This window comes from Pseudoalteromonas sp. H71 (genome assembly GCF_001468485.1).
GTDB lineage: Bacteria > Pseudomonadota > Gammaproteobacteria > Enterobacterales > Alteromonadaceae > Pseudoalteromonas.
Window position 1 is genome coordinate 51,510 of sequence record NZ_LODI01000004.1, and the last position, 13,875, is coordinate 65,384.

Below are 13,875 nucleotides of genomic sequence, written 5' to 3' on the forward strand. Positions count from 1 at the left end.
TTAGGTAACAAAAATAATAAGGATTTTGCCTGATGACACGTACTCCCTTTGCACTTGCTGCACTCTCGCTTGCTATTCTAAGTGGTTGTAATAAAGCCCCCGAAGAAACTCATAAAAACACGGTTCAAGTTGAGTCAGCTCAAGTAGTAACCGCGGTTGCACCTATTGCTAAAAAAGTACCCCATGAAATGACCATTCATGGTGATACACGTATTGATAATTACTACTGGCTTAGAGATGACGAACGAAAAGCACCTGAAATCATTAGCTACTTAGAAGCAGAAAATGCCTACTCTGAGGCTATGCTCGCCCATACTAAAACACTGCAAAGTAGTTTATTTGAAGAGCTTAAAGGGCGAATTCAAAAAGATGATGACTCAGTTCCAGTAAAGGACGGAGAGTACTATTACTCGTCGCAAACTCGCGGCGATAACGAGTATGCTACTTATTTACGCAGTAGTGATTTTGCAGGCACCGATCAGGAAGTTATTTTAGACGTAAATGAACTAGCTAAAGGCCATGACTATTTTGCGGTTAGCGGCCTAAATGTAAGCCCAAATGACAACTTAATGGCATATGGTGAAGATACGGTGAGTCGCCGTGTTTACAACATAAAAATTAAAGATTTAAGCACTGGTAAATTATTAGAAGACACGCTTGAAGGCACCAGTGGTTATGTTGTGTGGGCGAACGACAATAAAACGGTGTATTACATCAAAAAAGACGCGCAAACCTTACTCGGTTACCAAGTTTATCGCCATACGCTTGGTACACCACAAAGCGATGATGAGCTTGTTTACGAAGAAACAGACACAAGCTATTACACCGGTATGAGCAAGAGCAAAGACGGCTCAGAAATTTATATTTGGCATAGCAGTACCGATGCATCGGGTTTGTCAGTGCTGAGTGCAAATGATGTAGACGCTAAGCCTAAGCGTTTAATTGAGCGTGAAGCCAACCTTGAATACAGCATTTCAAAATTAGGCAATACTTATTACATTGTGACTAATTTAAATGCGGTTAACTTTCAGCTTATGAAAGTTGATATTGATAAAGCCGGTGATAAAGCAAATTGGCAAAGTGTGATCCCTGCTCGCGAGGATATTAAACTCGAAGACGTTGAGTTATTTGATGACTACTTGGTATATCAACAACGTGAAATGGGCCAATCAACACTGATTGCGCGTAATTTAACATCAGGCAAAGAGTTACCACTAAGCTTTAACGACAGTGCGTACACCATTAATGCGTACGGTAATAACGAATTGAACAGTGATATGCTGCGTGTGTATTACACCAGTATGACGACGCCGGGTTCATCTTATGATGTTAATTTAGCCACTGGCGAAAAAACATTATTGAAGCAACAAACCGTATTAGGTGACTTTAACGCAGATAACTACGCGTCTGAGCGTATTTTTGTTACAGCACGCGATGGCGTAAAAGTACCGGTGAGTTTAGTGTATCGAAAAGAGCTATTTAAAAAAGATGGTACTAACCCATTATTGCAATACGGCTATGGTTCGTATGGTGCAACCATGGATCCGAGCTTTTCTTCTGCACGACTAACGTTACTTGACCGTGGTTTTGTATTTGCAATTGCTCACGTACGAGGCTCGCAAATGTTAGGGCGTCCTTGGTACGAAGCGGGTAAGCTACTTACCAAAAAGAACACGTTTAACGACTTTGTAGATGTAACTAAGTCATTAGTTGAGCAAAAGTATGGTGCAAAAGACAGCATATTTGCACAAGGCGGCAGTGCGGGTGGACTATTAATGGGGGCAGTGGCTAACCAAGCGCCTGAGCTTTATAAAGGCATGGTTGCACAGGTTGCGTTTGTTGATGTGGTGACCACTATGCTGGATGAAACTATTCCGCTTACAACGAACGAGTATGGCGAGTGGGGTAACCCTAACGAAAAAGAATATTACGATTATATGTTGTCTTATTCACCGTACGATCAAGTCAGTAAGCAAGACTACCCTAATATGTTAGTAACTACAGGCTTACACGATTCACAGGTTCAATATTTTGAGCCAGCAAAATGGGTTGCGAAGCTGCGTGACTACAAAACAGATGATAATAAGCTACTATTTAAAATAGACATGGAAGCCGGGCACGGCGGTGCTTCTGGCCGTTTTAAACGCTTAGAAGATGCTGCGTTAAATTATGCATTTATGCTTGATTTAGCCGGTATAAAAAAATAGCCACACCCAAATTCAACTAAGTAATGAGCCAAGGCGTAACGTTAAGTTACGCCTTTTTTTGTGGCAAATTAAAGCTAAACATAGTGCCTTTACCTATTTCACTTTGAACGTTTATTTCACTGTCCATGAGCTTTAATAGCCCGCGGCAAATAGCAAGCCCTAACCCACCTTGTTGGCGGTCCGCTTTATTAGAATTACTAGCTTGGTAGTGGGGATCAAAGATAGCTTGTAACTCCTCGTGTTTAATACCCACGCCGGTGTCCGAAACCTGCACAAATAATTGATTATGGTCACCGCGTTTTACACGTACATCAATACTACCATCACGCGGGGTATGCCTAATGGCGTTATCGATTAAGTTACTTAAAACACGCTCAAGCTTGGCTATGTCGGCAATGACAGGAAAGTCACAAATTTCTGGCTCAACCGATAAATTAATGCCTTTTTTCTCTACGGCCAAACTAAACTTAGCAATACAATCGTAAATGAGCTCTCCTAGGTTAAATGTTTCTTTGTTGATACTTATTTCGCCATTTTCTAGGTGTGCGAGTTCAAAAATTTGCTCTATTAGTTGCTTGAGTTGGCCACAGTTATTCAATGATACTAGCAAGTACTCTTGCTGCTCTTGCGCACTTAATTTGTCACCTGATTGATTTAATACCTCTAAAAAACCTTGTAACGAAGCCAGTGGCGTACGTAAGTCGTGAGATAAGTGAGTAAGTAGCTCTTTGCGTTGTTTATCGCCTTGTTCTAGTGCTTTAAATTGCTCGTTTATACGTGTGAGCATTGCTTGAATAGTTCGGCTTAAGCTGTGGACTTCATTACTTTTTTGAGTTGAATAGATACTCAGCTTTGTATCGGTTAGGCTATAATTAGCAGCCTCAATATTGCTCACATCTTTTGCAAGACGTTGAATAGGATTTGTAAAAAATCGCAGTAAAATAAGCATCGCAATAAATAAAAAAACGAGCGCTGAGCCTAGCCATATGGCAGCCACGAATAACGAGTCGTTACTTTTTATATTATTGAGTGAGGTGTCGTATGCCTCACCACCAATAATTACGTATAAATACCCTTGCAATGTGTTGTTATTAAAAACAGGCGCCACAGAAAATATTTTTTGTTGATCAGGGTTTCTTGGGTTGTCGCCATAAACCGGTGTAGCACTTGGGTTGGCTATAAGGTGCTTTAAAGGCGTTAAATTAATATGTGTACGCTTCACTTTTCCGGGCTCTGCGGAGTAAGTTAATATTTTTCCGTTTTCGTCTACAAAGTAAAATTCAAAGGCGGGGCCGAGTAACATTAAAGTATGAAATAGGTTTTCAAGGGCTTCGTAATCGTATACACCCTCTTTTATCAATGGATTGTCTTGTACTAAATGCTCAGCCAGCGCTAAATGTAAATTTTGTTCGCCATGATGTTTAGAGTTGAGTTCTAGCTGTTTACTCCAGCTATAAACCAGCGCGCAAATAAAACAAAAAATAACGGCTAACGACACTGCTAATTTTTGGTACAAAGAGAGTTTCATAATAAAAGTCTTAATTAAGTTGGCTTGGATTGAGTTTGTATCCCACACCCCAAACGGTTTCTATAATAGGTGTCGATTGGTGCAATTCAAGCTTTGCCCGCAACCGATTAATATGCGAATTAACGGTATGTTCGTAACCGCTGTGCTGGTACCCCCATACTTTATCGAGTAGTTGCTGGCGACTAAATACATGGTTAGGATGGCGTGCAAAATACACCAGCAAATCAAACTCGGTGGCAGTTAGGTTAATTGCCTGTTCGGCCAAATACACTTGATGGGAGTCAAACGCAATGTTTAATGAGCCAACTTTAAGGGTTTGTTCACTTACAACAGAGGGTTCATCGGTATTTTGGCTCGCAAGTAACTGTGCTCTGTGTCGAAGTTGGGTTTTTACTCTGGCTTGTAGTTCACGTGCAAAAAAGGGTTTACAAATATAGTCGTCTGCGCCCATTTCTAGGCCAATAACTCTGTCCATGTCGCTACTTAGTGCGGTGAGTAAAATGACTGAAGTGGCTGGGTAATGTTCTTTTATTTTACGACATAAACTCAATCCATCCATTTGCGGAAGGTTTATATCCAGTAAAATAAGCCCGTAGGGGTGCTTAGCTATTTTCTTTAAAGCCAGTTCAGCACTGACAACATGATCCACATGTAGATTTAGCGGTGTAAGCTGTGTGGTAATTAATTTACCAATTTCTCTGTCGTCTTCAACTATGAGTAATTTTTCATGACGCATCGTTTATCCTCGTAAAAAGGGGGCTTCCATGCTCCCCAACTTCCCCATTACAAGCTGGTATATCGAGGTTGATATTGATAAACGAATTACTGAGTGCGGGTAATAACCACTTTTGCTAATGGGTTATCAAATTTATGTTCAGGGCTAAGCACTGAACTAGATAAACCATCTTCATTTGTAACGACACCTGGGTGTCTTGCTACAAAATTAACATCATCACGGGCTTCATTAAAACCTTCTCCGCCATCAGCAGGACCGGGTATCGTACCAGCTGCTTCTGTATTTGCTTCAGTACCTGCATCATAAGCAACGGTGGTGCGAGTTAAAGAGTCGCCCACGGCTAATGAAGATACGTCTAAAGCACTAAGACCGGTAAACCCATCATTTGTATTCACCATCATAGTGGCAAGCGACAGCTTAAGTGCTTCAAGTGAGTCTGTGGTTAATGTGATCGTGGTATTAGCACCAGGTCCAACAGGACCTTCGCTTGATGCGTTGGCAATGGCGTTTTCTAATGCAAGCAGTTGGCTGTTGTCGCCTCCTTCAGCCATGGTTTCTAATGCAACCGATGCCGCACTGCCAATTTGCCAAAGTGTGCCTTCTGTATGTGCAATAACAGCAATTGGCGATAGTGGCTGCCCTGCAGTTAAGTTGCTTACTGTTACATCAAATGTATAGCTTACAGGCTCAGGTGTTGGCGGTGTAACAACCTGAACAGGATCGTTACTATCGTTGTCGCCACAGGCTGCAAGTGAAGCTGCTAGTGCAACAACCACGATGCTTTTTTTAAAGTTATTTAAAGATGCCATGATTACGCTCCTACTTAACCGTAACGGTTAGCTTAGCCACTGGGTTTAACCATCTGTGAACCGTATTACTTAAATCGCTATTACCAGCGGTTAAATCGTCGTCACCTAATGTGCCTGGGTGAATATGCACGTTAATGTTGCTATCGGTACTTGTTAAGCCTGCGCCACCTGTACCCGCATTATCACCTGGTGCTGCAGGAATACCTGGCGTGCCCGGTGCACCAGAACCTTCAACCACTAGCTCGTTATTTTGCTCAGTGCCCGCATCGTATGCATTTAAATAAACCGTGTAGGTGCCTGCTTCGGTTGGTATTTTCCAGCTATCAAGGCCAACAAAGCCATCGTTTGTAGGTAGTAACATAGCGGTCACCGATAAGTAATCGTTACCGTCAGTCGTTATTAGTGTTGTCATGGTTGATGACGATGGCGCTAATAAACCTTCTGCTGGGTTTGCAGCCATATCGCTACCTGCTGCAGTGGCTTGTGCCATTAGCTCAGCAATATTGCCACCTTCAGCCATTGTTTGTAATGCGGTAGAAGCTTCAGTTGCAACTTCAAAAAGCTTATCTTCACTGTTGTGTGCTGTAACTAGTAGCGGAGTGAAGTGAATGCCTTGGGTTAGGTTAGTTATTGTTAAGTCTAACTCTGCAGCCATGGTTGACTGGCTAGCTACCGCTAAAAGAGTTGCAAGTGTAAATGTTGAAGCTTTCATTTTTTATTTCCTGTAAGTGATGATTCGAGATAAGTATTGAATAATCGTCTCCAGAAACTCTCACAAACTTATCACTTTTTTATCACAGACATTTAGGCTGTGATTTTTGTAAATAAATACGCCAGAAATTTATATACCTGTGTATAATTAAACCGCATTATAAAAATTAAAGGATTGTGTTATGGAAGAAAATCAACAGGTTAAAGTAGTAAATAAAGATGAGCGTACATGGGCAATGTTGTGCCATTTAAGCGCATTTGCTGGTTTTATAGTGCCGTTTGGTTCAATAATAGGGCCATTAATTATTTGGTTAATTAAAAAAGATGAAATGCAAATGGTCAATGAGCACGGTAAAAAAGCGCTTAATTTTCAGATAACCATGGCCATTGCCTATATTATTTGTTTTGTGTTGATGTTTGTTGTGATCGGTGTAATTTTACTTCCTATTGTGGCTATATTTGCTTTTGTGATGGTGGTTTTAGCGAGTATAAAAGCAAACGAAGGGAAAGAGTTTAATTACCCACTGAGTTTAAATTTGATAAAATAAAGCGTTAGCTATTATTCTGCAAACCCAGCTATAAGCTGGGTTATTACGTTTAGCCTAAGGGCATTATGCTTTATTTTACTTTGTTTATTAGTGCGTTTATTTCGGCCACTTTATTACCAAGCTCCTCAGAAGTCGTTTTAATAACGATGATTACCCAATCAAACGCAAACATCTGGCTTTTATGGTGCACAGCTACGCTGGGTAATGTGTTAGGCAGTTGTGTGAATTATTGGCTAGGTACGCAAGTATTACGCTTTAAACATAAAAAGTGGTTTCCGGTATCAGAGCAAGGGCTTGAAAAGGCGCAAAATCAGTTTAATAAATACGGCGTGTACAGCTTATTGTTTGCATGGCTGCCTATTGTTGGCGATCCACTAACAGTCATTGGTGGTATTTTTAAAGTAAAGTTTAGCGTGTTTTTGGTTTTAGTAACACTTGGCAAAGGCGCACGCTACTTAGCGGTTATTGCCCTTGCCGTGGGGATAGAAGCTCTTATTTAAGCTATACGCACGCTACTTTGTCCAATCAAGTGTTAGTGATACAGAGTCCGCGAAGCGAAGCGCATGCGGTTTATCTACACGGGCTTTAGCGTAATTTACACTTGGATGAGAATGACAAACCGCAAGAATTTCAGCTACGAGCTTTTCTAGTAATAAAAAGTGCCCTTGCTCAACTAAACTAATTACCTCTTTGGTGATCACTTTATAGTTAAGTGCTTGGTCTACTTCATCGGTTTTACATGCGTTATCCGCAGGGTAGTGAATCTCTAAATTAATGACTACGTCTTGCTTTTTTTCACGCTCTTCAGGATTAAAACCAATAAATGTACGCAAGCGTAAGTTAGTAACATTAATAATTGCGTTGGCCATAGATTACCCTTTAATAAGCTGCAAAAATTCGTTGCGTGTTTTAGGGTCGCTTCTAAAGTTACCCAGCATTACCGATGTACGCATGCTTGAGTTTTGCTTTTCTACACCACGCATCATCATACACATGTGCTTAGCTTCAACAATAACACCTACGCCTTTTGCGCCGGTTACTTCTTCAACGGCTTTGGCAATTTGATGTGTTAACTGTTCTTGTATTTGAAAGCGACGCGAAAACATATCAACAATACGCGCAAATTTAGATAACCCCAGCACTTTGCCATTTGGAATATAAGCAATATGGCAGCGACCAATAAATGGCAGTAAGTGGTGCTCACACATAGAGTAAAGTTCTATGTCTTGTACTAATACCATGTCGTCGGCATCAGAGGTAAATACTGCATTATTGGTAATTTCATCAAGCGTTTGGCGATAACCTTGTGTTAGGTATTCCATTGCTTTTGCCGCACGTTTTGGTGTGTCTAATAGACCTTCACGTTCAGCGTCTTCGCCTACGGCGGTTATAATTTTTTGGTAGCTGTCTTTTAATTCGTTATGCATAGGTGTCTCAGTGTTTTTTACTTTAAATGACGTCCGCCATCAACAGGAATAGAGCGCCCTGTTATGTACTGACTTTGTAAGAGTAAATCAATGCTGTTTACAATTTCTTGGCACCCAGGTTCGATGCCCATCAATGATTTTTTGAGTGTTTTAGCGCGGTATTGTTCGTCGTCGTGCTCGTTAAAAATAATAAGCGAAGGCGCAACCGCATTTACTTTTATATTGGGTGCATATTTAGCACTAAACGATTTCGTTAGATTATCAAGTGCGCCCTTGCTTGCCGCGTATGCCAAATGCTTAGGGCTACCTGTTTCAACTACATAGTCAGTAAGGTGCACAATATCTGCGGCGGTGCCACTAGCTTGCTGGTACGCTAAAAGTAAGTCAGCGCACTGCATATTAATTAAGTAAGGTGTTTTGGCATGTATGCGCATCATGTTATCAAAAAGCTTAGCGTGGTCTGGGTTATTTGCTTCACAGTCCCAGCTAGATGCGTTGTGTATAACAGCCTTTAAAGACTGGGTATGGGCTTTCAATGTATTAATAAACTCATTAATTCCCGCATCAGTACTAAAATCGGCATGAATACAGGTCACCCCTTGCTGCGCTAGTTTTTCTACAGCATTATGGCGAGTACGGTAAGTAATAATGACTTCTTGCCCTTGAGTAAGGTAGTGCTTAGCAAGGGCTAGGCCGATTCGTTGGCCAGCGCCAGTGATTAAAATGGGCGATGTCATATAATGCGGTGTTCTCTTTGGTAAGTTTTTAATAAATATTAATACGTTGAGCGTAATGTGTACGTAATATTTGAATAGGGCGATCAAAAAAGCAAATAAACCCAATACGGTTAATTGCTTTTTATATCACTTATATCAATCGTAAATTGTTGGTATTGGCTGGCGCTTATGTTGCGTACGCAGATAAATGCCAATTAACTTTTGTTCTACCTCTTCAGAGACAGGTTTGCCCTCTAAAAAGTCATCAATTTGATTGTAACTTAAACCAAGCGCTTCTTCGTCGGTGAGGCCTGGTCGGTCGCTTTCTAAATCGGCTGTAGGGGCTTTTTCAACAAGCAATACTGGCGCGCCTAAAGCAGTCGCTAGTGCGCGAACTTGGCGCTTAGATAAGCCAAAAAGAGGCGCCAAATCACATGCACCATCGCCAAATTTAGTGTAAAAGCCTGTAATATTTTCAGCGCTATGGTCGGTGCCAACCACTAAACCTTGACTAAAACCGGCAATTTCGTATTGGGAAATCATGCGTTGGCGCGCTTTAACGTTACCTTTAATAAAATCTATTTGTGCTTGTTCTGGTAATGCGTCACCGCTGCTAGTCATTGCCATTAACACTTGCTCATGCAATGCATCGGCAGCAGGCTGAATGTTAACGGTCATGCGCTTACTTGGCTGAATAAAATCAACCGCCATTTGCGCTTCGTCTTCATCAGCTTGAACACCGTAAGGTAAGCGCACAGCAATAAATTGGTATTTATTAGTGCTGTGTTCTTCATTTAATTCGTTAACAGCTAATTGGCATAAACGGCCGCAAGTTGAAGAATCAACCCCGCCACTAATACCAAGCACAAGCGATCGTGAGTGAGCCGCAACTAAACGTGCTTTTATAAAGTTAACTCGACGAGATATCTCAGCGTTTACATCAATGGTTGGCTGAACTTTCATTTCAGTCATTATTTCGGCGCGCATTGCCGGCTCCTTGTAATATTTTAAATGTGATACGCAATAAACTTATTATGTGATTTAGTTTTACTTATTTAAAGCCCTAAATGTGCTTTTATCTGGTTAAGTTCTGCTTTTAGCTCTTCTACTTCGCGTAATAAATCGTTTAACTCTTTATCTTTAATCGCTTCGCTGGGTAAATTAATGGTATCGCTATCAGGTGTAATTTGTTGCTCACCAAATAAATGAATATATCGGCTTTCACGTTTACCTGCTTCGCGCGGTAGTTTGGCGACTTGCTCGTTTTCAATTAGTTTATTTAGGGCGTTTTCAACCTCATCTACATTATTAAAATCAGCGAGGCGAGCGCTGCGAGTTCTTAATTCGCCGGGTGTTTGGGCACCGCGTAACAGCAATAGGCAAATAACGGCACGTTGTTGTGCTGAAAACTGTAAGCTACTAAATTCGGTATTACAAAAGCGGTGGTCGTACTTATTTACCCGCCCTGAAGGCGCTTCATCAACAGTAACTAGGCGTATATCTATAAGTTCATCTAGCGCATTTTGAACATCACTTTCTGTTAAATTAAGAACAGGATCGCGATTCGATTTTTGATTACATGCATTGGCTAGCCCATTGAGTGATAAAGGGTAATGCTCTGGCGTAGTGCTTTGTTTTTCTAGAAGGCAACCAATAACACGTTGTTGATTTGGTGATAACTGCATAAGTACCCTTAAAAATATTAATTATTAATTCTAACTAGTGGTAAGCCTTATTTAACTGTCAAGCCAGTGCTGCAACTTAGGTTTTAAGGCGGCCATATCAAGCGGTTTAGTTAAATAGTCATCCATACCTGCAGCAATACATTTTTCTCTATCGCCTTGCATGGCATTAGCCGTTAAAGCAATAATTGAAACGCGACTGTATATTTCACCTGCTTCGCCTTGCCTAATTGCTTGCGTGGCTTGGTAACCATCCATTATTGGCATTTGGCAATCCATTAAAATAAGTTTATACGGGTTATTTTGTTTGGCGTTTAGTTTACTAATTGCTTCCTCGCCATTTTCGGCAATATCAAAGGTCACACCCGCTTCTTTTAGTAGTGCAGAGGCCACAACTTGGTTTATTTTATTATCTTCTACTAATAATAAAACGGGTTCTGATGAGTCTGTAATAGGGGCTTTTGTAAGCGTATTAGTGAGTTGCGCCTGATTTAATTGCTGCTCTAAAAACTTTTCATTAGTAAGTGAGTCGAATAAATCCGATGGTGTTAAAGGTTTAAAAATCATGCAGTCAACGTTCATTGCAAGCGTTGAATTTTTTTGCGAGTAACTCATTGGCGCCATAATCACCGACTTACATTTAGATTTGTAAATGAAGTTTTGTAAGGCGGTTGTTTGCGCTTTAGCAGCAATAGAGAAAAAGTGATAATCAACTAAAATTGCATCGTATAAATGAGTCGTATCCGCTAAGTGTGTTAGTACTTCACCGTAGTCATTTATAAACTCGACATGAGCACCCCAAATCAGCAGCTGTTTAGTGGCAATACTGGTATTTAAGTGGCATTCATCAATAATTAAAATACGCTTATTGTTTATTAGATGGCTTGGTAAATCCTGCTCTTTACTTAATCTAGGTTGTATTTTTATATTAAATGAAAACGTACTGCCCTCGCCTTCAACACTGTTAACACTGACACTTCCACCCATTAATTCACACAGTTGTTTTACTATAGTTAAGCCAAGGCCTGTGCCGCCAAATTGGCGCGTAGTTGAAGCGTCAGCCTGTGTAAATGAGTTAAACAGCAGTGATTGTTGATTTTTATTGATGCCAATACCGGTATCAATTATTGAGCACTCTAGAAATGAGCCATCGGTGGAGTCGTCCACCCTGGCTATAATAATGACGTCACCGTTTTTAGTAAATTTAACAGCATTACCAATCAGATTATTAAGAATTTGCCTAAGCCTATTCGGATCACTAATTATTTCACTTACTGTAATCTGAGTTGCGTCTAAAATTAGTTTTGTATTGTTTTGCTCCACTTTTAGTGCAAACGATTCAACCACTTCACCTAATAATTTAGGGAGGTTAAATTGAATACTATCAATGTTAAGTTTACCTGCTTCCATTTTAGAAAAGTCTAGTATGTCATTAATAATATTAAGCAATGATTCGGCAGATGATTGCGCAAGCTCTATATGATGCGCCTGTTGTTGATTTAAGCTCGTTTGTTTAATTATATTTAGCATGCCTAGCACCCCATTTATAGGAGTGCGAATTTCGTGGCTCATAGTTGCTAAAAATTCACTTTTTGCTGCCACCGCTTGTTCGGCTAATTCCTTAGCTTCTACTAATTCCTGTTCTGCTTCTATGCGTTGCTGGCTTGAATGTAAACTGCCTATAAGCGTAGCCACTGTGATTAAAAAACTTTCTTCGTTTTTTGTCCACAAGCGTGTGGTTTTGCATTGCTCAGCACATATTATTCCTAATACCCCGTTGCCGGCAGGGATTGTTACGCACAGCATCGATTTTATTCCCAATGGCAATAAGTAATATGGCGACAAAGGAGATAGCGCTGAATTATGAATAACGTCGGGAATATTAAATACAGCTTGGTTATCAAGCATATTAAAAAAGTCAGGAAGATGTTTTCTAAGCCAAGTTAGTTCAACGTTTTCGGCTTGTGTTAACTTATTATGTAGTGCGAACGGAATTAACTGTGTGTGATCTTCGTTATAAAAACGAATGCTAGCGCGTTCAATTTTTAAAGCGTGGCAAATAGCTTCAGTGAGTATATCTTTTGATTGGCTAAGTTTACCGTTTAAAATTAGCTTATTAACCGTTAATGAGGCTAACGTTTCATTGTGTAGTGCCGTAAAGCTATTTTCTAATTCAATTTTTTTACGGGTATCAATATTTTGTAGCGAACCAAAGATGCGCACGCATCGACCATTTTTATGTTCAGCTTCTGCATTAACAAGTACCCATACAGCTTCCCCTTCAGCGTTTATTACCTCTAGTTCAACTTCATAACTATGGCCATATTTAATAGCACGTTCGAGTAGAGGTTTGATGGTTTCTCTGCTTTCACCTTCTTTAAAATAGCTTAAATCTTCAGGCCATTGTGGCTGGGTATTGAGTGGGTATTTAAACAGTTTTTTAGTCATATCTGACCAATAAACTTTTTTCGTTTCTAAATTAAACGACCACGCACCTATTTGCGCCAAATCGCTCATGGTTTCTAGCATTTTTTCATTTTTTTGCTGGCGCTCAAGCATTTTTAAAAAAAACCAAAATGCCCATGTAAGTAAGGCACAAATAATGATAATTGCTAAACGTAATGGCCAAATTGCTGAGTTGGGTGGGCTCCAGCCCTGCTTTGGTGCAACATATAGCTGCCAGTTACCGCCTTGAAAGTTTAGCGAAAATGCGAGAGGGTTTCGACTCAGTATTGTGGCGTCACCAAAAAAAAACTCGCCTTTATCACCCAGCCCATTTCGGCCTTGAAGTGCAACGTTATAATTGTCTTCTAGATCTAAAATACCGGCGTTTTTATAAATTTTATTGATATCTAAAACAACCGATAGTAATCCCCAAAACGTATTCTCTGGCGGAGTATATACAGGCACACGCGCTATGAGTGCTTCTCCACCTTGCACAAGTGTTAATGGGCCTGCCATTATAATTGTATTGGTATCGCGTGCTTTTATTGCATCAGCGCGTTGGTTTTTATTGGTCAGTAAGTTAAGGCCCAGCGCACCTTCGTTGCCTTTAATAGGGTAGGTCATTTTTATAATCATATTGGGTGCACCGCCAATATTTCGAAGTTCTTTTGATGTATTAAAAAGAGGGGCTGCAATTTGTGCAAAGCGTTCTTGATTTAAGTTAGGCTCTGCAGAAACCGCAACGCCTAAACCACGGACTAATTGAATGTTAGAAATTAAAATGGCTTCTAACTGTGCTCTGTAGGTGCTTACTTCAAAGAGGATTTGTAGGCGATGAGCGTCTTTCACGCGATTGTAATTAATGCGCTCTAGTACAACACTAATAAGCAGTAGTAGTGTCATCGATAACCAGAAGGTTCGTTTGTAGTTATGAATATTCGTTTTTTTATTATTAGTTGGCGGCATTAGCTACATTGGCTTGGGTTAGGCTACTCAACTATAGCTATTTATTGTACAAATTAAAATGACGCTTAAACATAAGCGCCATTTTATTTTTATAAATAGC

General features: G+C 40.3%; 13 protein-coding genes. 3 read left to right on the forward strand and 10 right to left on the reverse strand.

Features of this window, described 5'->3' with window-relative positions; all coding sequences use genetic code 11:
- Positions 1-32 precede the first annotated feature (32 nt).
- Positions 33-2,207, forward strand: coding sequence for a S9 family peptidase (locus ATS71_RS04305; RefSeq protein ID WP_058403699.1), 2,175 nt, complete (start codon positions 33-35; stop codon positions 2,205-2,207).
- A gap of 46 nt (positions 2,208-2,253) precedes the next feature.
- Here the strand turns inward: ATS71_RS04305 and ATS71_RS04310 are convergent, their stop codons facing one another.
- The 4 genes from ATS71_RS04310 to ATS71_RS04325 form a co-directional block, all read right to left on the reverse strand.
- Positions 2,254-3,735, reverse strand: a complete 1,482-nt coding sequence (locus ATS71_RS04310) for a sensor histidine kinase (protein ID WP_058403700.1) — start codon at positions 3,733-3,735, stop codon at positions 2,254-2,256.
- A gap of 10 nt (positions 3,736-3,745) precedes the next feature.
- The gene (locus ATS71_RS04315; protein ID WP_058403701.1) at positions 3,746-4,471 is read right to left on the reverse strand and encodes a response regulator transcription factor; all 726 of its coding nucleotides are present in this window, start codon (positions 4,469-4,471) and stop codon (positions 3,746-3,748) included.
- Between the two features lie 86 nt (positions 4,472-4,557).
- Positions 4,558-5,280, reverse strand: coding sequence for a spondin domain-containing protein (locus tag ATS71_RS04320; RefSeq protein ID WP_058403702.1), 723 nt, complete (start codon positions 5,278-5,280; stop codon positions 4,558-4,560).
- A gap of 10 nt (positions 5,281-5,290) precedes the next feature.
- A complete protein-coding gene (locus ATS71_RS04325) occupies positions 5,291-5,992 on the reverse strand; it encodes a spondin domain-containing protein (protein ID WP_058403703.1) in 702 nt (233 codons plus the stop codon).
- A gap of 181 nt (positions 5,993-6,173) precedes the next feature.
- Between ATS71_RS04325 and ATS71_RS04330 the strand changes: the two genes are divergently transcribed.
- Entirely contained in the window at positions 6,174-6,539 is a 366-nt protein-coding gene (locus tag ATS71_RS04330) for a DUF4870 domain-containing protein (protein WP_058403704.1), read from the forward strand.
- Between the two features lie 65 nt (positions 6,540-6,604).
- A complete protein-coding gene (locus ATS71_RS04335) occupies positions 6,605-7,039 on the forward strand; it encodes a YqaA family protein (protein ID WP_058403705.1) in 435 nt (144 codons plus the stop codon).
- Between the two features lie 12 nt (positions 7,040-7,051).
- Here ATS71_RS04335 and folX read toward each other — a convergent pair whose 3' ends face one another.
- The 6 genes from folX to ATS71_RS04365 all read right to left on the reverse strand — a co-directional run bounded on the left by folX (position 7,052) and on the right by ATS71_RS04365 (position 13,775).
- Entirely contained in the window at positions 7,052-7,408 is a 357-nt protein-coding gene (gene folX / locus ATS71_RS04340; RefSeq protein ID WP_008129424.1) for a dihydroneopterin triphosphate 2'-epimerase, read from the reverse strand.
- A gap of 3 nt (positions 7,409-7,411) precedes the next feature.
- Complete coding sequence (gene folE, locus ATS71_RS04345; RefSeq protein WP_010557916.1) at positions 7,412-7,966, reverse strand: GTP cyclohydrolase I FolE; 555 nt, start codon at positions 7,964-7,966, stop codon at positions 7,412-7,414.
- A gap of 17 nt (positions 7,967-7,983) precedes the next feature.
- Positions 7,984-8,703 carry a dihydromonapterin reductase gene (gene folM, locus ATS71_RS04350; RefSeq protein ID WP_058403746.1) on the reverse strand — a complete coding sequence of 240 codons (720 nt, stop codon included), beginning with the start codon at positions 8,701-8,703 and terminating at the stop codon, positions 7,984-7,986.
- Between the two features lie 135 nt (positions 8,704-8,838).
- Positions 8,839-9,669 carry an ammonia-dependent NAD(+) synthetase gene (nadE, locus tag ATS71_RS04355; RefSeq protein ID WP_058403706.1) on the reverse strand — a complete coding sequence of 277 codons (831 nt, stop codon included), beginning with the start codon at positions 9,667-9,669 and terminating at the stop codon, positions 8,839-8,841.
- 68 nt (positions 9,670-9,737) lie between these two features.
- A complete protein-coding gene (locus ATS71_RS04360) occupies positions 9,738-10,367 on the reverse strand; it encodes a YceH family protein (protein ID WP_058403707.1) in 630 nt (209 codons plus the stop codon).
- 51 nt (positions 10,368-10,418) lie between these two features.
- On the reverse strand, positions 10,419-13,775 hold the full coding sequence (locus tag ATS71_RS04365; RefSeq protein ID WP_058403708.1) for an ATP-binding protein: 3,357 nt from the start codon (positions 13,773-13,775) through the stop codon (positions 10,419-10,421).
- Positions 13,776-13,875 lie beyond the last annotated feature (100 nt).